This window comes from Candidatus Mesenet endosymbiont of Agriotes lineatus (assembly GCF_964019585.1).
Classification (GTDB): domain Bacteria; phylum Pseudomonadota; class Alphaproteobacteria; order Rickettsiales; family Anaplasmataceae; genus Mesenet.
Genome location: NZ_OZ026454.1, coordinates 878,239 through 894,965, shown reverse-complemented (window position 1 = coordinate 894,965; position 16,727 = coordinate 878,239). Strand labels below are relative to the sequence as shown.

The following is a 16,727-nucleotide window of genomic DNA, read 5'->3' as shown; positions in this document are numbered from 1 at the left end:
TTATGGAGAGTTCTCTATTACTAAGCAAACCACTGATGCTGGAACCGAGAAGTTTTGAATTATTATCATTACACAGCAAGAAATTACCAATCTTTAAGAATTTAAAACATATAGCTAGCAAGCAAGAGGGTATTGCTATTATTCCCATTTATGGGATTTTAACTCAAAAACCTGGAGCTTTTGATGATGTTTTAGGGATGACCTCATATGAAAGAATCTATGAGCAAGTAGAAGAAGCTTTAGCAGATAGTAGTATAGAGACCATTTTACTTGATATCGACAGTCCAGGAGGAGAAGTAAATGGAGTATTTGATTTAGCTGATTTTATCTATAATACTAGGTCAAAAAAAGAGATTATCGCAACTGTAAGTGGTGATGCTTATTCTGCTGCCTATGCTATTGCTTCAAGCGCTGAGAAGATTTTGCTCACTAGAACTTCAGGGGTTGGTAGCATTGGGGTTATTGCTAGTCATATTGACCAGAGCAGTTTTGATGAAAAACAAGGTATAAAATACAGCACAGTTTTTGCAGGTAATCGTAAAAATGATTTAAATCCGCATGAACCTATTACTTCTGAGAGCAAGGAGAGTCTGCAAGGAGAGGTAAATCGCTTATATGAGATGTTTGTGGAACTTATAGCGCGTAATAGAGATTTATCTACTACAGCCGTTAGATCAACTGAAGCAGGGCTTTATTTTGGTGAAAGTGCAATAGATATTGGCTTAGCAGATGAAATAACAACATTTGCTGATTTGAAAGAAAAAATATTTATCAACAAACAAAGGAGTTTTATTATGAACAAACAAATTACCAATCAAGAAGAACAAAATTCTAAAGATATTGTAAGTCATGATAAGCAGAATTATGACAACAGTTATCGTACTGAGGTTTTAGAGCTGGTACGTCTATGTAACTTATCACGTATGCCAGAAAAATTAGGAGAATTTATTGAGCAGAATATAAGTGCGGTTGAAGCAAGAGAGATTTTAATGACCACTCTGGCTCAACAAGCAACAAAAACTGAAATTTTAAGTACTTTGCAGACAAATGTGCAAGAAGATCTGGTAATACAGGTAGCTAAATCTCGTCAATCTGCATAGCTAATAATAAAAGGAGACAATATTTATGAGTTGTATAACATAGGCCAATAATTTAGGTGATCTATTAAAATATGAAGCATCAAACATCTATTCACGCGATCAAGTAACAGTTGCCAAAGGACAAAATCTGAGTTTAGGAGCTGTGGTTAGCAAAAAAACAGATGATGGTTTAATTAAGGTTTTAAATCCAACTGCCACAGACGGCACTCAAATTGCTATTGGTGTAGTAATAAGTGATGTGGATGCAAAAGCAGCAGATACCAAAGCAGTGATGATTACACGTATTGCCCTGCTAGCTGATTGTATTTTAGTTTGGCCAACAAATATTACTGAAGAGCAAAAAACTGCAGCAATAAAACAACTTGAAACTCGTGGTATCATTATTCGTAAGGGGGTTTAAATCTATGCAAAATCCATTCTCAAATCCAGCATTTAGTATGACGGCGCTCACAGGAGCAATAAATATTTTGCCAATCAATTATGGTCGTACTGAAAACTTAAAGTTATTTCCAAGTAAGGCAGTGAGATTCCGTCATATTACAATAGAAGAGCAAAACGGAGTACTCAGCTTACTACCAACCCAACTACCAGGAGCACCAGCAACTGTAGGAAAACGCGGAAAAAGAAAAGTAAGAACCTTTACTATCCCTCATATTCCTCACGATGATGTGGTATTACCAGAAGAAGTTCAAGGAATACGTGCATTTGGCTCAGAAAATGAACTTAAAGCTTTAGCTGACGTTATCACAGATCATTTGCAATCAATGAGAAATAAACATGCAATCACTATAGAGCATCTACGTATGGGAGCTTTAAAGGGCATTATTCTTGATGCTGATGGTTCTGAATTACTCAACTTATATACAGAATTTGAGATTACCCCAAAAGTAGTAAACTTTGCTCTTAGCACTGCAACCACAGATGTAAAACGTAAGTGTATGGAAGTATTGCGCCATATTGAAGATAACTTAAGTGGTGAGTATATGACTGAGGTTCATGCACTGGTTAGTCCTGAGTTTTTTGATGCTTTAACTGCACATCAAAAAGTAAAAGAAGCCTATGAAAGATGGCAAGAAGGAGCAGCACTTCGCAATGATATGAGATCAGGGTTTACTTTCTGTGGCATTGCCTTTGAAGAATATCGAGGACAAGCAACAGATCCCGATGGCAATGTGAGAAGGTTTATTGAAAAAGATACCGGACATTGTTTTCCTCTGGGAACAGCAAATACATTTACTACTTATTTTGCTCCAGCAGACTTTAATGAAACCGTAAATACTTTAGGACAACCACTTTATGCAAAACAACAACCAAGAAGATTTGATCGGGGAACTGATCTGCATACTCAGTCTAATCCTCTTCCTATGTGTCACAGACCATCAATATTAGTAAAGATCACTGCTTAATATGTTTAAAAATGTTCAGAGATTATTTACAGATTGTTTCTTATATCTAGGACAACAGGCATTATATAAGTCAAAGAACAAGTCATATCCAGTAGCAATATTAAAACAACAACCAGACAAACTTTATGAGGTTGGTGAGGGAAAGTTCATTGGTGAGATGCTAATACTTGAGGTAAGTGTATTTGATGTATTGCAGCCTGCAGTAGGAGATGTTTTTGTTATCAATGAGCAAAAGTATAAGATATACTTACCACCACTTAAGGACAACTCGGGAATGCTGTGGAGAATAGAGTGTATGAAAACAGACAACTCAAATGTTTAGTATAGAAGTTAGCAATAACATTAATAAGGTTATTCAAACCATTGATGCTAAAAAAGATAAAGTAGAATTAGCAGTAGTTAGGGCACTAAATAAAACGGCGCTTTGGGTAAAAGCTCAAGCTAGTAGGGAAATAAGTACGGAGAAACAAATAAAATTAAAGCTAATTAGAAATAGGCTACAGGTTATTAAAGCCAATAGAAACTCTTTAAAGGCATTAGTCAGAGCCAGTCTTTATGGAATCAAAGCAGCAAAACTTGGGAGTATGAGACAGACAAAAACTGGAGCGACGGTAGGGAAATATATGTTTCACAGTGCATTTGTTGCTACTATGCCCAGAGGTTATACTAGTGTCTTTAAGCGTAAAGGCAAAACAGCACTACCAATACAAGATTACCACTAGAGCCAGAAGCATCAAGGATCATTAAGGGATTAGTGAATAATGAAGTAGAGAAGGTATTTGAAAAGTACTTTCAGCACGAACTTAATTTTATTTTGCAAAAGGTATAATGGACTGAGCTGCACGATAAAATTTGTCAAAAGTGAAATACCAGCAGTACAAACTTGTGAGAATTACCCAGTAGTACGTAAAGAGATATTAGCTCCAGCAGTATTTGTTGAGCTTACAAGTTTGGAGCCAGGAAAAGATCCAGGTACGGAAGAGCTTGCCCTTAGAGCTAGGTTTGAAGCAAGAGCGGTAATTGATAGTAGTATAGATAATGCTTTTCTCGTTGTAAGATCATTGGCAGCTGAAGTTGCAAGAGTTGTAAATAAGAATACTTGGAATATGGAGAATATTTCACCCGCTGAGTTTATATCAGCAGAAGGAGATGGATTTAAACCGGAATTAGATGCTTATCTTGTCTGGTTAGTTGAATGGGTGCATGAAGCGCATGTGGGGCATTCAATCTGGGTAGATAGTGATATTGAATCACATTCCATAAGTATAGGAGGTATAAGTGCTGGAGCATAATTTTGCCATCTCGCAACTGCAGAGGAAACTAGCTAATATCATCCGTATTGGAGTTATAAAAGAAGTAGATTACTCACAAGCAAGAGTTGTGGTCAAAGTAGATGAGATTTTAACTGGATGGCTACCATGGATAACTTTCAGAGCTGGAGAAGAGAGGAGTTGGCTGCCACCAAGTATTGATGAACAAGTGGTAATACTTTCACCCTCAGGAGAGTTATCTCTTGGAATTGTACTTGGTAGTATTTATCAGCAAAAGTATCCAGCAGTAGAGAATGATAAAATGATCAGTAGCTTGTTGTTTCAAGATGGAACAAAGTTGTCATATAATAAAGATGATCATCATCTTGAAGTTTCTGTGGTGGATAAACTTACCTTGACAGTTGGGGAATCAAGTCTGGAGATGACTAAGGATGGTATTAAATTAAATGCCAAAAGAGTTGATCTAAATTAGAGGGAAAATGGGTAAATCAGTTGTCCGTTTAGGAGATTATTGTGCAGAAACATCACAACATATCTGCACTGGGGGAAGTGATAATGTATTTGTTAATGGTAAACCCGTTTGTCGTCTGGGGGATAGTTTTACAGAAAACAAAACACTAATTCAAGGATCAGCTACTGTTTTTGCAAATGGTTTTGGTATAGCCAGAGTTGGAGATTTAGTCTCTTGTGGTTTTAAAATAGCAAATGGTAGTGGTAATGTCTTTTCTGGTAAAACATGAGGGGAATGAGTGTCAGTAATGGTAAGGTATTAGAAGGGTTAGAGCATTTAAAGCAATCGATAGTTGATATTCTAACCACACCAATTGGCAGTAGAGTTATGAGAAGAGATTATGGCTCTAGACTATTTGCACTTATAGATGGACCTACAAATCGAAACTTGGAGATCTATACAGCAGTTGCTGATGCTTTAGCCAAATGGGAAAGAAGATTTAAACTTGATAGAGTTAAAATTACAGAAGTGAGTGAAGGTAAGGTTACTTTATCACTTGAAGGAAAGTACCTGCCAGAAGGGAAGAATGTTTCTTTTGATAACATCAGTTTGTAGTGGAAAAGATGGGAAAAGCACCAAATGTAATTGAACCACTAAATTTTGAGGAGATCTTATCACGGATGAAGGCGGAATTAGTAAAAAAAGATCCTAACTTTTCTGCATTAGTTGAAAGTGATCCAGCGATAAAGATTTTAGAAATTGCTGCTTGGAGAGAGCTTTTGCTAAGACAGAGAATTAATGAGGCAGCTTGTGCTAATTTACTAGCTTTTGCCACAGATACGGATCTTGAACATTTGGCTGAGTTTTATGGAGTTGAGCGTAAAGGTACAGAGGATGATGAACGTTTAAGAAAAAGAATTAAAGCTAAGATTGTTGGTTGGGGGGCTGCAGGAGGTAAAGAGCATTATCGTTATCACGCCTTGTCAGCTGACATTAGAGTTAAAGATGCTTTAGTTAGTTCACTTATTCCTGGTAGTGTAGAGATTGCTATATTATCTACGGAAGGGATACCTTCTAAGGAACTGCTAAGCATTGTCAAAGAACAAGTAACTCAAGATGATGTAAGAGTGTTAACTGATACAGTGACAGTAGTAGGCTGTAATATCATTCCAGTTGATATCTATGCAAAAATTAATGTTTTATCAGATACTATTGAAAACATAAAAAAGCAATTTATACAAAAGTTTGAATTCACTAAAAGGTTGGGTTGGAATGTAACCAGATCATGGATTATTGCCCATCTTTTTACAGAAGGGGTAGAGAATATAGAACTTATAGAGCCAAAAGAAGATATTATAATCAAAGGCAATGAAAGCGCTATTTTAGGCAGTTTTAAGATTGAGAAGGTTTATAATCCCTAAAGCGTATACGTCTATGAGAAGGAAGAATAGCGACTTTACCATTATAAGCATTACGGTACTTTCTCTCTTTACATTTTATTGCGTAGAAACTACCAATGGTATGTAACCTAAATGATTTGCCGTAATCTAGATGTTCTAATTTTTCTTTTAAAATATTAAGGATGGCACCCACTATGTCTTCAGCATGTTTTTCAGTTCTAATACCAAGGAATTCTTTTTGCTTAAGAAGTCCATCTATTATCTCTTTTTTACTCATGTTCTACCCAATTAGAAATAATATATAAAATCTATTCCAAGATAATGCAAATTCAAATGAAAGCTACTCTATTACCTCCTAATTCATTGACGACAGAAAAAGCGATAGTAGAAGCAATCAATTATCCTTTAGACGTGAGTTGCATTAGAGGATTTAAGTTTAGCTTTAAAGAAGAAATACTACCGTGGCTGGTTGATGAGTATGGCCTGGAAGAGATTCTTTACTGGGTAGCTGATAAAAGAAAAGCAATTAAGGAAGGAATAGAATTTCAACGTTTAAGAGGAACACCAGCATCACTTAAAATGGCATTAAAATGGGCAAATATTGATACCATCACCATTGAAGAAGAGCCACCAGGAAAGCATTTCTTTGAATTACAAATAGGTATTAAAGATGTACCTAATAATTTCTTTATTGATACAGTGATCGCTTTAACTAAACTGGCATTACCAGTAAGATCAAGACTGATGAGGGTGTACAATGATCACTATAATGCTCAAAGATTTATATTGGATGCAAGCTTATGGGGAGATCTTCTTTCTGATTATTCTGGGATAAAGATTACAAAAGATGGTCCAGTGCTGTCATTTGGTAGGATTAATTACTTTAGATCCGAAAGTCTATTTGTTGAGATTATAGATGACTGTTTACGTGATCATTATCAGCAGGTTTTTAGCAATGATTTATATCGTTTGGATGTAGCAATACTTGGAGAAACAGAGCCACACACTAAGAATTATCATAGTGTCTGTAGGCGCCAGCACCAGTGGCATAACTTTCAAGCTTTATACCCATTACCACAAACTTTATTGCCACAGATTAAATTTGCTAAAACACAAATAGTGTTGTCAGATAGTTGGAACTTGGAAGATATAAATGCTTGTTTCCCTCTATGTTACTATGAAGAGGTAGGTGATAGATTTTCTTTGGGAAATGATAAACTTTCAGAACAAGTATGGTATTTAAAGTATAAGCCAATTTTAGAAAGATTCAGTGTTAGCTATCACTATGAAGCAAGTTATCCTCATGATCAGAGACTTAAGAGATATAACTTAGCAGAATATCATGTTTATCTTAAGAGTGATTTAGACTCAAAACAAGCAGAGTCAATTCGTGAATTAGAGAGTTATATTGCAGTATTTTACCTTGGGGTGGTAACTTGGCATCAACATAAACATTTAAATAGGCCATGGTCTGATGTTAGGCCAATAATATGCAGATATTAAGTATATATATGAACATTACAATATATAATATTTTATTATTACTACAAGCAACTTGACTTCTAATTTAGCTTAAGGACTACTGTGAAGTATAGCAGTAAACATTAGAAAATTCTCTGTCGCTGAAGAAACTAATTTTTAAGGAGAAAAATGGATACATCTGTAATTAAAGAAGTGATGTCTTTAGAGAGTAAAACATTAGTAGAACTGAGAGAGATGTGGAGGAGACTTTTTAATACTGACTCACCACCATATTCAAAGAGATATTTAATACCAAGAATAGCTTATAGATTGCAAGAGATGGCCTATGGCAGATTATCAGATAAAGCTGAGAAAAAGCTAGACTACTTAGCTGATCAAATGGAGCAAGGGAAGAAAGTAAATAGTAAGATGTCAGATCAGCCCATATCAGGGACAAGACTTATTCGTCAGTATCGAGGGGTAAAACATGAAGTAATAGTGACTGACACAGGATTTACTTATAAGGGACAGCAGTATAAATCATTGTCTAAAATAGCAGGAAAAATTACTGGCAATAGCTACAATGGCCCTTTATTTTTCGGGATGCGTAAAAAATCACCTACAAGGAAAAATGCTTAAAAAAGTTATTCAAGAGATAAAATGTGCAATCTATACCAGAAAGTCATGTGAAGAAGGACTGGAGCAAGCATTCAATAGTTTAGATGCCCAACGTTTAGCCGGAGAAAGTTATATTCAAAGTCAGCAGCATGAGGGGTGGATTTTAGTAGATAAAAAGTACGATGATGGTGGTTATTCTGGCGGCACTTTAGAAAGACCAGCTTTGCAAGAACTCTTTAAAGATATAGAGAATTCTAAGATTGATTGTGTTGTAGTCTATAAAATAGATAGGCTTTCAAGATCGTTACTTGATTTTGCTAAGATAGTAGATTTGTTTGATAAGCATAAAGTAACATTTGTTTCAGTAACACAGTCTTTCAATACTGCAAATTCAATGGGAAGGTTGATGCTCAATATAGTCCTAAGCTTTGCTCAATATGAAAGAGAACTTACAGGAGAAAGAATTAGAGATAAGTTTGCTGCCTCAAAACAAAAAGGTATATGGATGGGAGGAAAAGCACCCATTGGTTACGATGTAGAAGATCGTAAGCTTGTTGTTAATAAAGAGGAGACAGAGGTAGTAAGATATATCTTCAATCGATTTATAGGTTTAAAGTCAGCAGCTGCAGTTGCCAGAGAATTAAATAACCAAGGGTATAAGACTAAAGCAGAAAAACCGTTTAAAATTGCTACAGTAAGAGGCATTCTAACTAATACTACTTACATTGGCTATATTACTCATAAAGGAAACCGGACAACATCAGGCAATAATTAATGAGGAGCTATGGAATAAAGCACAAGAGGTTTTTGTTAAGCGTAAAGATATAAAGCCTAAGGAAGAGTATAGAGCTCTACTTAAAGGTTTAATTAGCTGTGATAGTTGTAAGTCAGTGATGAAGGCTACGTATACCAAGAAGAAAAATAAAAGGTATTGTTATTATGTTTGCAACAGTTATATAAGAGGTAAGGGTTGCTTATTAAGTAGTAGTAGCATAGCTGCAGGAGAAATAGAAAGAGCTGTTGTTATGCAAATTCGCTTATTACTTAAAAATCCAATAAGAGAAGCTAATTTACAAATTTTAGATGATAAAAAAATCTCTCAATTACAAAGAATAGACAGGTCTTGGGATAATTTCTTTCCAAGAGAGCAAGAAAAGATTATTCGCAAGCTAGTTAAGGCTATAAGAGTAAGTGAAGATGGAGCGAGAATCTGCATTAATCCTACAGAACTTATAAGGCTTGCTGGGAATATTGAAGAAGGATCAAATGATGGTATGGCAAATGAAGAAATATTTTTATTTACATCACTAAAATTTAATAAAAGTAGCAACCAAACAGTAATACTATCCCCTGAATTTAAAGAAGAAAAAAGTATAAATTACACCTTGCTTAAAGCGCTAGTAAGAGCACATATGTGGCAAAGACAATTAACTTGTGGTAAATATGGAACTATAAAGGAGCTCTATTCGCAAGAAAGACCAGGATCAAAATATCCACAACGTGTACTGAAATTGAACTTTCTTTCACCTAAAATCAAAGAAGATATTTTAAATGGCTCAACAAACTTATTTCCTAATCTTTCCGGTATAAGAAATATGCCAATATTGTGGCATGAACAAGAGAAGATTTTTTACGAACAGTAGTGATTGCAATTTATTCTGTAAATCTAAACATTAACATCTTCTGTACTTTAATGAATATCTTATAAATAAAAAACATCAAGAAAATAAGATAAATATAAGTTGACTTAAGTAGAAATAGATGGATAGATGACCACCACTGTAGATATCAGATCTAAAATTTATATGCTACTTAAGAGTTTTATGAATAATAATGGTAATGGAAGCAAAAATGGAAAAAGAAGAAGAAAAAGACTTGAAGCACGTATATTATCTAGCAGGGGTAGGTCATTGTTTGATCACGAAATACTTGAGTTAATTTTATACTCCACTTATCGTAAAACAAGAAGTAGAGCTGTTGCAGAAAAATTAATAGGTTTGTTCAATAACGTGGGGAGAGTAGTGAATGCAGATTTTCATGAGCTAAAAAGTGTCTCTGGGGTGAACAGCTCAGCAATAGCAATAATTTTTTGCATAAAGGAAACTTTAGAGAGAACATTAAGAGAAGATCTAAAAAAACTACCAATAATAAACAACATAGAAAAGTTAATTGAATACCTTAAGCTAACAATAGGTCAGATAAGTAAAGAAAACTTTCGAGTGATTTATTTAAATAAAAGACATCGTTTAATTGATGAATATATCCAAGATACTGGAACAATAGATCAAACACCACTGTATACAAGAGAAGTTATAAAAAGGGCATTACTAGTAGGAGCGACTTCTATAATTATATCGCACAACCATCCAAGCGGCAGTGTTGAGCCCTCACAAAATGGCATAGAGATGACAAAACAGATTTCTATAGCCTGCCATAGTATCGGCATAGAGGTTGTGGATCATATCATCATTACAGCAAAAAATCACTTTAGCTTCTATGAAAATGGCCTACTGTAGGAATTATAACAAAGGAGATTTATAAGATCAACTATATTTTAGAATTCTTTGTTTTGCCAAACTAATAATCAGTTGGATTAAACCGTCAGTATTTATAGTCAAAGTTTTTAATTTGTAAAATTTCATCTCTCAATTCTCGATTATCTAAACTATCACTTAAAAATTTTAAGGCATATTCTTTATTATCAGAGGTACGTTCCTTCTGTTTGAAGAACTCGTTTTTAAAACTAATATAGCGATCAATGTCTTCATTACTGAGATTCTCCTCTTCAACTAGTTGACAAAGAAAATAAGGGATAATTAGTGTTAATTTTGGATTAGCTAAATACTCGGTAGAATGCACACAATTATAATAATAGTCTTTGAAAACTTCGAATGGTTCACTTCTTTGGATAAAGCCATTACTTTGAAATGCCCCAGTTAGTTGATCTTGATTAAAATGAATGAGTTGCATACGCAGATTTTCTTCTACATCATTAGATAAAACAAGTAAGCATATGATATTTTTAAAATTATTATTTTCGTAATTTAAACACTTATTATCTATCAGTTTATTGTCGATCTTACGTCTTATATAATAAAAGAGAACTAGTCATTGAGTATATGTAAGACAACTGAAAATGATCAAGCAATACTTGTTCTAAATCATAATCTATGAGCATTCCTTGAGGGATATCATATATGGCAAAAAGAGTCTTATCCTCACTATTTAAACACCGATATTTTAGATACTTTTTAATCTTCTTACCTAGGAAAGTGTGCATTGTAGATTATTGTTGAGATTATATGATATTAGCATAAATTAATTTATTTATTCTTAATAGATGTTAATATCTTAATGATTAAATATAGAGAAGAAATGAACAGTAATGTAAACATTATTCAAAGTAGAGCTCAGGATAAAAGGCAGCAATATTTACATTCAAAGTTTTTTATAGCAAGTGATGAAAAATAGTGAAATCATGGAGCTTATATTGTATAGGGCACAACCAAATGTTAGAGAAATCGTATATAGGTTAATGGGTAAGCTAGGTAGTATTACTAAGATCTTTAGTGCCAACATTTATGATTTAAAGAGCGTAAAAGGTGTAAATGATGCAGTAGTAACTTCTATATTATGCGTGAAAGAAATTTTAAAACGGATATTACAGGAAGAGATAGAGACATTGCCCATTGTTAGTAATTGGAAAAAATTAATAGATTACTTAAAAGTTAGTGTGGGTATGTATGACAGGATGAATTTTCGTGTAATATACTTAAATAAAAAATATCGCATAATTGCTGATGAGCTACAAAAATATGGAACAGTAGATCAGGCACCACTCTACATTAGAAATGTTATAAAGAGGGCATTATCTTTAAGAGCAACATCAATTGTAGTAAGTCATAACCACTTAAGCGGCAATGTAAGACCTTCAGAGAATGATATAGATATTACAAAAAAACTTTCTTTAGCGTGTCATTGTATGCAGATCGAGTTTTTGGATCATATAATAGTAACCCCTAAAAGATATTTTAGTTTTAAAGAAAAAGGGTTACTATAGATAGTGATATAACTGTATTAAATTTATGCTAAAAATTGCCACTTGGAACGTTAACTCTATACGCAAACGGATCGATCAACTCTGTAGCTTTATTACTGAAGATGAAATTGATATTATAATGCTACAAGAGATAAAATGTACAAATGAGCAGTTTCCTTATGAACAAATAGAGCACTTGGGTTATAAGTGTATAGTGCATGGAGAAAAAGCTAGGAATGGTGTTGCGATATTATCAAAATATCCAGTAGTTGAGGATAGTTTAAACACAAGTATTGTTGATAATGAAGAAGCACGTTATTTGGAGTGTTTGATTGAATGTAATGGTTTTAATCTAAGGGTTGCGAGTGTATATGTACCAAATGGCCAAAGCATTGATTCTGAAATATTTAAGTATAAGTTACATTTTCTTGACTTATTATATCAGCGTTTACATGACTTGTTTAAAAAGGAAGAAATAACCTTAGTAGGTGGCGATTATAATGTTGCACCAAATAAGATAGATGTGCATGACGATTATGCCAATGAAGATAAGATAGGTTTTCATATAGATGAGCGAGGAAAGCTTTTTGCTATACTTCATTCAGGCTACTGTGATGCATTTAGAATAACAAATCCAGAAAGTAAAGAGTTTAGCTGGTGGGATTACCGAGAAGGCTCATGGCAGAAGAATAAGGGTATGAGAATAGACCACATTTTATTATCACCAGAAGCCACAGATAGGTTAGAGAAGTGCTATATAAATAACAAACTACGTGGTAAAGATAATGCTTCAGATCATGCTCCTGTTGTGTGTGTGTTTTAGAAGAAAGCATCAACTATTCCTTTTAAAATAATCTTAATTTTATCAGAGTTATGCTATTATTCATATAATGCGTTTAAATAAAAAATATAGTTATGCCAGATGTACTAGAAGATGGATTCAAAAAAACATTGTCTAATATTAAAGAATTCACAATTAAGCCAAATAATGAAGATACAAGTGTATCGGAAATAGAAAAGTATCTTATTGAAGCAATATTTGAGAATTCTACTAAAGAAAATGTTCAATATAAGAATGAGAGTGATGAGAAAATAGATAGTTACTTTTTAGAGCAGATTCGTAGTCGCTTAAAATGTGATGTAAAGAATGATGTAACAGATAACCAAAAATGTAATAGGCTGATTCCCGAAAGTGGTATAAGAACAGATGATGGCTTGTCACACTTTCCTAATGAAATGGAGGAATATCAATTACAACCAGCTAAAGCTAATAATTTGAGTAAACGCTTAAAATGCTTTGCAAAACCAAATTATTTTGGCCGTTTTGATGAAATGTGAGTAAAACTGATAGAGATTTATTAAAAATTTAAAAAAAGAGGGGTGGAAATGCATAATTTATATCAAATCTTAGGGGTGAATAAAAACGTACCTACTTATGCTATTAAAAAGGCTTATAGAGATAAGGCATTGTATGAACACCCTGATAAAGGTGGTAGTGCGCAAAAAATGGCATTACTGACAACAGCTTATCAAACCTTAAGTGATCCGATTGAAAGAAAAAAATTTGATCAAGAGTGGGAAATTTTTAATTCATCTCATGATACTGAAATATCCTTAACACCATCAGGTTATTTACCTACAGCAGGTACTCCATTTTCAAGGTCTTTTAGACAGCAACATGCACAACTTGTAGGTCAATACCAACAGAAACCACTTAATCGAAATCAGTCTTCGTCATATCTAAAGGCTTTTCATTCCGATCTTATGAGTAATGTTGCAGATGATCTATTTTCTTTTATTAAAACAAAAGAGGACTTAGGAACAAAGTTGAATATAGGGTCTTTAACGCCAGAAAAAGCAGCTGAATATTTTATCAAATTTTTGCGAGGTGATTATTTCGGAAATAGCTTAAAAGATTTAAGCAAAGCATTTTATCAAAAAATTAAGCAGCTAGAAACTTTAGGCCAACAAGCTGATTATGAGTTTCAATTATACCATGGCATTTATGAAATTTTGCTAGTAGCAGCTAAAGAAAAAACACCCACTGTAAAGATCTTATTTTCACTACATAAAATTACTCAAGAAATACAAAACTTCCCTTTGGGTCAAAAGGATGATCAATGTGCTCTAAAAAATAAGGAAGATGAATACAATACAGAATCAGATATTTCATGTGCTGAATCTGTACTGCAAACTGATGAAACTTATTCCGACTCTACCGACTGGAGTTCTGAGGAAGATTCAAGTTGTAGTTCCGATTACCTCCTCCCAGAAGATTCCTTTTTAATGAAGCTGGAAATACCATTAACTGAAAGTGAAAAGAGTCTGATAGATGAATTTTATCAAAAAATGGCAGAGGTAGAAGCACAAAATGACCAAGAGCGTAAAGAGAATATACATAACCTTAATATAAATTGTACCGAGAATGCTTTAAAACGTATTAAGTGTTTAGTGGATGAATATTTGAAGAGAGGGATAAGGTTAAATTCATCCTATAATGACAGCACTGTAACATATCTTATATTTGAAAAAATAAAAGGTGTTCTTGACGATGTTGTCGCTGTACGTCCCACAACACATAGAGTTCATGAGGGATGTGATCTGACTGAAAATTATGAAGAGGAGGAAATATTAAAAGGCAATAGTTTAGAAATTATAAAGAGTGTCATTAGCAATTTACTACTCAAAGGCGGGAAGGTAAAGCGCAGTTTTTTCTATTATGATAGATTAACACATGTAACTTATGATATTGATTATGATCTTTTTGAAAAGTGTAGGAAGATTGACAGCAAGCTTAAAAACGTAGCATACAACAGTGTTATAAATAAAAATAAGGATGATTTTAAAGTAGCAATAGATAATGGCTATTTTTTCATAAAATATGAAAAGAGTAACGTTGTTGAAATGACAAAGGTTACAAACAACCAGCTCATAGATGATTTAAACTCAAAATATAAGTTAAATTTAAAAATTGGCATACTGCAGATTGGAGAAAGCATAGTCAGAGTTGAAAAATTAGAAGAGCAAAGAAATTACACAGATGTGCCGCAAGGCAAGATTAAGATGTCTTTTACCATAGAAGGTAAAGCAGAGAAGATCAGCATTCTTTTGTATCCTGATAAAGAAGATAGCAGTAAAATTAAAGTAGAACTCGACAAAGAGAATCAAAAGAAATTTGACAAATTAAAGGACAAATCAAGCCTCGGTAAAAACTGTCTTTTAGGCGGGAAAAATGTTCTGCAAGCTATCCAAGACAAAGAGTTCACTAAACACGAATCTTATAAACCGACTACTTCAGCTATCATACCTACTTTTTTGGAACAAGCTTCAATCAGTAATGTTTTTAGTAGTTTGAAAGATCAATGCGCACAATTTCAGAAATATCTTTTTGGTGGTTAATACAATATTAATAATAAAAATTATATTAATTTGAGCATAATTTGATTATACTATAAAGGTTAAACTTTAAGGGGGTGTTATGTACGAGTTTATTAATACTGGTGAAAAACGATATACAGAGTATTTGAAATGTTCTAATCCTACTGACAGCATGCAAAATCAAGTATCACAAAAGCAAAATGAAGACTCTGATTGGAGTGATGATTGGGATAAATCTTACGTTACAGATGATATAGATAATAGTCCTCCTACTATAGAAGGTTCACCTTGCTCATACAAAAATCTAGAATTAACTCAAAAAGAAAGAGATTTAATTGATGAGTTTCATAAAGAGCTGAAAAATATATCAGAAGAAAATAGCAAAAACACACTCTATAAGAGTGATGGTTCTGTGTTAAAAAGTAATTTTGAACGTATAGATCGTTTAATAGATAAATATAAAACAAAAGGAATAGGGTTTAATGCACCCTGTGATGATTATAAGAATACTGTATCAAACTTAATATTTGAAGAATTAGCTAATGTTGTTAATAGAGTAACAGAAATAACACCAACTACCAGATCACGTATAGATCCGGCAACTGAAGAAGATGCATTAAATGAGCTTACAGATACTGACAATTTTGACTTTTTAGTTAGTATCATCAATAAGTTACTTCTAACAGGTGCAAATATTCTCTATAGTGATAGAAGAATAGATAAGGTTATGTGGGGAAGTGATGAATCTGTTTTAGCAAAGTTAGAAGAAATTAAAAATATGCTTAAAAGTGAAGTATATGAAAGTATGGTAAATAGCGATAAACAACTTGAAGATTTAAAAGTAGAAATAGATAATGTTTATCTTTTTATTGAGTGTTCAAAAAATAGCAGTATTGAAGTTGCAAAGATTACAAATAGCAAAATAAGTCGAGATTTAAATGTGAAAGAAAGCATATTAAAGATTGGTGACGATATAGTGAAAGTTGAAAAAGTAGGAAAAAAAAGAAATTATATGGATGTAGTTGGTAATGGCATAATAATTTCTTTCCCTACTAAAATGGGAGATATTAAAATCCACTTGTATCCTGATACAACAGATAATAATAAGATTAAGGTAAAACTTAACGAGGAAAGCCAAGCTAAAATTGATAAACTGCAAGACAAAAGTATCATGGATAAAAGCTTCTTTTTAGGAGGAAAAAAAGTACTAGAAGCTATAAAAGATGAAAATTTTGAAAGAAATGGTAGTGTACCTACAAAATTATCAGAAACCATAGAACAGTCAAACAATGCAAAAAATAAAAGAAAAATTCCATCTTCCTTTATGGAGAAAGTTTGTAATGTGAAAAAACTTTTCTGTGGAAGTTCTGTAGATAAAACTTAAGTTTAAAATAGAAAGAGCAGGACTTTGATCAATAGCATTTGTAATAGTCTAAAAAACGGTTTTCAACAATTTGGAAAATATGTATTGGGGATATAAATTTTATCGTTTAATTGCATCAACCAGACCTTTTTAAAACACTTAGAGCAGAAATAGTAAAAAAACTTGAGATCCTATCCTAATTTATTATAATATTAATATACATTTAAGTGGGGGATTTTA

20 protein-coding genes and 2 pseudogenes are annotated in these 16,727 nt (G+C 33.1%); 20 read left to right on the top strand and 2 right to left on the bottom strand.

Annotated elements, in window-relative coordinates; translation table 11 throughout:
• Positions 1-2: 2 nt before the first annotated feature.
• From AACL19_RS04260 to AACL19_RS04215, 10 genes and pseudogenes are all read left to right on the top strand, one after another.
• A complete protein-coding gene (locus AACL19_RS04260) occupies positions 3-1,100 on the top strand; it encodes a S49 family peptidase (protein ID WP_339045280.1) in 1,098 nt (365 codons plus the stop codon).
• 25 nt (positions 1,101-1,125) lie between these two features.
• Positions 1,126-1,500, top strand: a pseudogene (locus AACL19_RS04255) (head decoration protein).
• A 4-nt stretch (positions 1,501-1,504) separates the two neighbouring features.
• Positions 1,505-2,506: a major capsid protein gene (locus AACL19_RS04250; RefSeq protein WP_339045279.1), complete on the top strand. Its 1,002-nt coding sequence runs from the start codon at positions 1,505-1,507 to the stop codon at positions 2,504-2,506.
• Between the two features lies 1 nt (position 2,507).
• Positions 2,508-2,828: a hypothetical protein gene (locus tag AACL19_RS04245; protein WP_339045278.1), complete on the top strand. Its 321-nt coding sequence runs from the start codon at positions 2,508-2,510 to the stop codon at positions 2,826-2,828.
• Positions 2,821-3,335, top strand: a pseudogene (locus AACL19_RS04240) (phage tail protein). Before AACL19_RS04245 ends, AACL19_RS04240 begins: the two are co-directional and overlap by 8 nt.
• 4 nt (positions 3,336-3,339) lie before the next feature.
• The gene (locus AACL19_RS04235; RefSeq protein WP_410519876.1) at positions 3,340-3,798 is read left to right on the top strand and encodes a hypothetical protein; all 459 of its coding nucleotides are present in this window, start codon (positions 3,340-3,342) and stop codon (positions 3,796-3,798) included.
• A complete protein-coding gene (locus tag AACL19_RS04230) occupies positions 3,785-4,249 on the top strand; it encodes a phage baseplate assembly protein V (RefSeq protein WP_339045275.1) in 465 nt (154 codons plus the stop codon). The genes AACL19_RS04235 and AACL19_RS04230 overlap by 14 nt, the downstream gene beginning before the upstream one ends.
• A gap of 7 nt (positions 4,250-4,256) precedes the next feature.
• Positions 4,257-4,517, top strand: coding sequence for a PAAR domain-containing protein (locus AACL19_RS04225; RefSeq protein WP_339045274.1), 261 nt, complete (start codon positions 4,257-4,259; stop codon positions 4,515-4,517).
• Positions 4,514-4,843: a GPW/gp25 family protein gene (locus AACL19_RS04220; RefSeq protein ID WP_339045273.1), complete on the top strand. Its 330-nt coding sequence runs from the start codon at positions 4,514-4,516 to the stop codon at positions 4,841-4,843. The genes AACL19_RS04225 and AACL19_RS04220 overlap by 4 nt, the downstream gene beginning before the upstream one ends.
• A gap of 8 nt (positions 4,844-4,851) precedes the next feature.
• Complete coding sequence (locus AACL19_RS04215) at positions 4,852-5,649, top strand: baseplate J/gp47 family protein (protein WP_339045272.1); 798 nt, start codon at positions 4,852-4,854, stop codon at positions 5,647-5,649.
• On the opposite strand, the gene AACL19_RS04210 is transcribed toward AACL19_RS04215, so the two are convergent.
• Entirely contained in the window at positions 5,621-5,905 is a 285-nt protein-coding gene (locus tag AACL19_RS04210) for an HU family DNA-binding protein (protein WP_339045271.1), read from the bottom strand. The genes AACL19_RS04215 and AACL19_RS04210 overlap by 29 nt on opposite strands.
• 56 nt (positions 5,906-5,961) lie before the next feature.
• Here AACL19_RS04210 and AACL19_RS04205 point away from each other — a divergent pair, with 56 nt between their 5' ends.
• From AACL19_RS04205 to radC, 5 genes are all read left to right on the top strand, one after another.
• Positions 5,962-7,131, top strand: a complete 1,170-nt coding sequence (locus AACL19_RS04205) for a phage tail protein (protein WP_339045270.1) — start codon at positions 5,962-5,964, stop codon at positions 7,129-7,131.
• A gap of 147 nt (positions 7,132-7,278) precedes the next feature.
• On the top strand, positions 7,279-7,728 hold the full coding sequence (locus tag AACL19_RS04200; protein WP_339045269.1) for a DUF2924 domain-containing protein: 450 nt from the start codon (positions 7,279-7,281) through the stop codon (positions 7,726-7,728).
• Positions 7,721-8,482, top strand: coding sequence for a recombinase family protein (locus tag AACL19_RS04195; protein WP_339045268.1), 762 nt, complete (start codon positions 7,721-7,723; stop codon positions 8,480-8,482). Before AACL19_RS04200 ends, AACL19_RS04195 begins: the two co-directional genes overlap by 8 nt.
• Positions 8,433-9,350 carry a zinc ribbon domain-containing protein gene (locus tag AACL19_RS04190; RefSeq protein ID WP_339045267.1) on the top strand — a complete coding sequence of 306 codons (918 nt, stop codon included), beginning with the start codon at positions 8,433-8,435 and terminating at the stop codon, positions 9,348-9,350. Before AACL19_RS04195 ends, AACL19_RS04190 begins: the two co-directional genes overlap by 50 nt.
• A gap of 180 nt (positions 9,351-9,530) precedes the next feature.
• The gene (gene radC / locus AACL19_RS04185; RefSeq protein ID WP_339045266.1) at positions 9,531-10,223 is read left to right on the top strand and encodes a RadC family protein; all 693 of its coding nucleotides are present in this window, start codon (positions 9,531-9,533) and stop codon (positions 10,221-10,223) included.
• A gap of 85 nt (positions 10,224-10,308) precedes the next feature.
• Here radC and AACL19_RS04180 read toward each other — a convergent pair whose 3' ends face one another.
• The gene (locus tag AACL19_RS04180; protein ID WP_339045265.1) at positions 10,309-10,677 is read right to left on the bottom strand and encodes a hypothetical protein; all 369 of its coding nucleotides are present in this window, start codon (positions 10,675-10,677) and stop codon (positions 10,309-10,311) included.
• Positions 10,678-11,167: 490 nt separating this feature from the next.
• Here AACL19_RS04180 and AACL19_RS04175 point away from each other — a divergent pair, with 490 nt between their 5' ends.
• From AACL19_RS04175 to AACL19_RS04155, 5 genes are all read left to right on the top strand, one after another.
• The gene (locus AACL19_RS04175; RefSeq protein ID WP_339045264.1) at positions 11,168-11,767 is read left to right on the top strand and encodes a RadC family protein; all 600 of its coding nucleotides are present in this window, start codon (positions 11,168-11,170) and stop codon (positions 11,765-11,767) included.
• 25 nt (positions 11,768-11,792) lie between these two features.
• Entirely contained in the window at positions 11,793-12,569 is a 777-nt protein-coding gene (gene xth, locus AACL19_RS04170) for an exodeoxyribonuclease III (protein WP_339045263.1), read from the top strand.
• A 92-nt stretch (positions 12,570-12,661) separates the two neighbouring features.
• Entirely contained in the window at positions 12,662-13,084 is a 423-nt protein-coding gene (locus tag AACL19_RS04165) for a hypothetical protein (protein WP_339045262.1), read from the top strand.
• 48 nt (positions 13,085-13,132) lie between these two features.
• Positions 13,133-15,145, top strand: a complete 2,013-nt coding sequence (locus AACL19_RS04160) for a J domain-containing protein (RefSeq protein WP_339045261.1) — start codon at positions 13,133-13,135, stop codon at positions 15,143-15,145.
• A gap of 79 nt (positions 15,146-15,224) precedes the next feature.
• Positions 15,225-16,508 (top strand): hypothetical protein, encoded by a 1,284-nt coding sequence (locus AACL19_RS04155; RefSeq protein ID WP_339045260.1) that lies wholly within the window; start codon positions 15,225-15,227, stop codon positions 16,506-16,508.
• The last annotated feature ends 219 nt before the right edge of the window (positions 16,509-16,727 follow it).

Coding starts and splice junctions, on each gene's coding strand:
- AACL19_RS04165 (WP_339045262.1), top strand. CDS start 12,662: ATGCCAGATGTACTAGAAGATGGATTCAAAAAAACATTGTCTAATATT.
- AACL19_RS04225 (WP_339045274.1), top strand. CDS start 4,257: ATGGGTAAATCAGTTGTCCGTTTAGGAGATTATTGTGCAGAAACATCA.
- AACL19_RS04250 (WP_339045279.1), top strand. CDS start 1,505: ATGCAAAATCCATTCTCAAATCCAGCATTTAGTATGACGGCGCTCACA.
- AACL19_RS04155 (WP_339045260.1), top strand. CDS start 15,225: ATGTACGAGTTTATTAATACTGGTGAAAAACGATATACAGAGTATTTG.
- AACL19_RS04220 (WP_339045273.1), top strand. CDS start 4,514: ATGAGGGGAATGAGTGTCAGTAATGGTAAGGTATTAGAAGGGTTAGAG.
- AACL19_RS04215 (WP_339045272.1), top strand. CDS start 4,852: ATGGGAAAAGCACCAAATGTAATTGAACCACTAAATTTTGAGGAGATC.
- AACL19_RS04160 (WP_339045261.1), top strand. CDS start 13,133: ATGCATAATTTATATCAAATCTTAGGGGTGAATAAAAACGTACCTACT.
- AACL19_RS04175 (WP_339045264.1), top strand. CDS start 11,168: ATGAAAAATAGTGAAATCATGGAGCTTATATTGTATAGGGCACAACCA.
- xth (WP_339045263.1), top strand. CDS start 11,793: ATGCTAAAAATTGCCACTTGGAACGTTAACTCTATACGCAAACGGATC.
- AACL19_RS04180 (WP_339045265.1), bottom strand. CDS start 10,677: ATGCAACTCATTCATTTTAATCAAGATCAACTAACTGGGGCATTTCAA.
- AACL19_RS04260 (WP_339045280.1), top strand. CDS start 3: ATGGAGAGTTCTCTATTACTAAGCAAACCACTGATGCTGGAACCGAGA.
- radC (WP_339045266.1), top strand. CDS start 9,531: ATGAATAATAATGGTAATGGAAGCAAAAATGGAAAAAGAAGAAGAAAA.
- AACL19_RS04205 (WP_339045270.1), top strand. CDS start 5,962: ATGAAAGCTACTCTATTACCTCCTAATTCATTGACGACAGAAAAAGCG.
- AACL19_RS04195 (WP_339045268.1), top strand. CDS start 7,721: ATGCTTAAAAAAGTTATTCAAGAGATAAAATGTGCAATCTATACCAGA.
- AACL19_RS04200 (WP_339045269.1), top strand. CDS start 7,279: ATGGATACATCTGTAATTAAAGAAGTGATGTCTTTAGAGAGTAAAACA.
- AACL19_RS04245 (WP_339045278.1), top strand. CDS start 2,508: ATGTTTAAAAATGTTCAGAGATTATTTACAGATTGTTTCTTATATCTA.
- AACL19_RS04210 (WP_339045271.1), bottom strand. CDS start 5,905: ATGAGTAAAAAAGAGATAATAGATGGACTTCTTAAGCAAAAAGAATTC.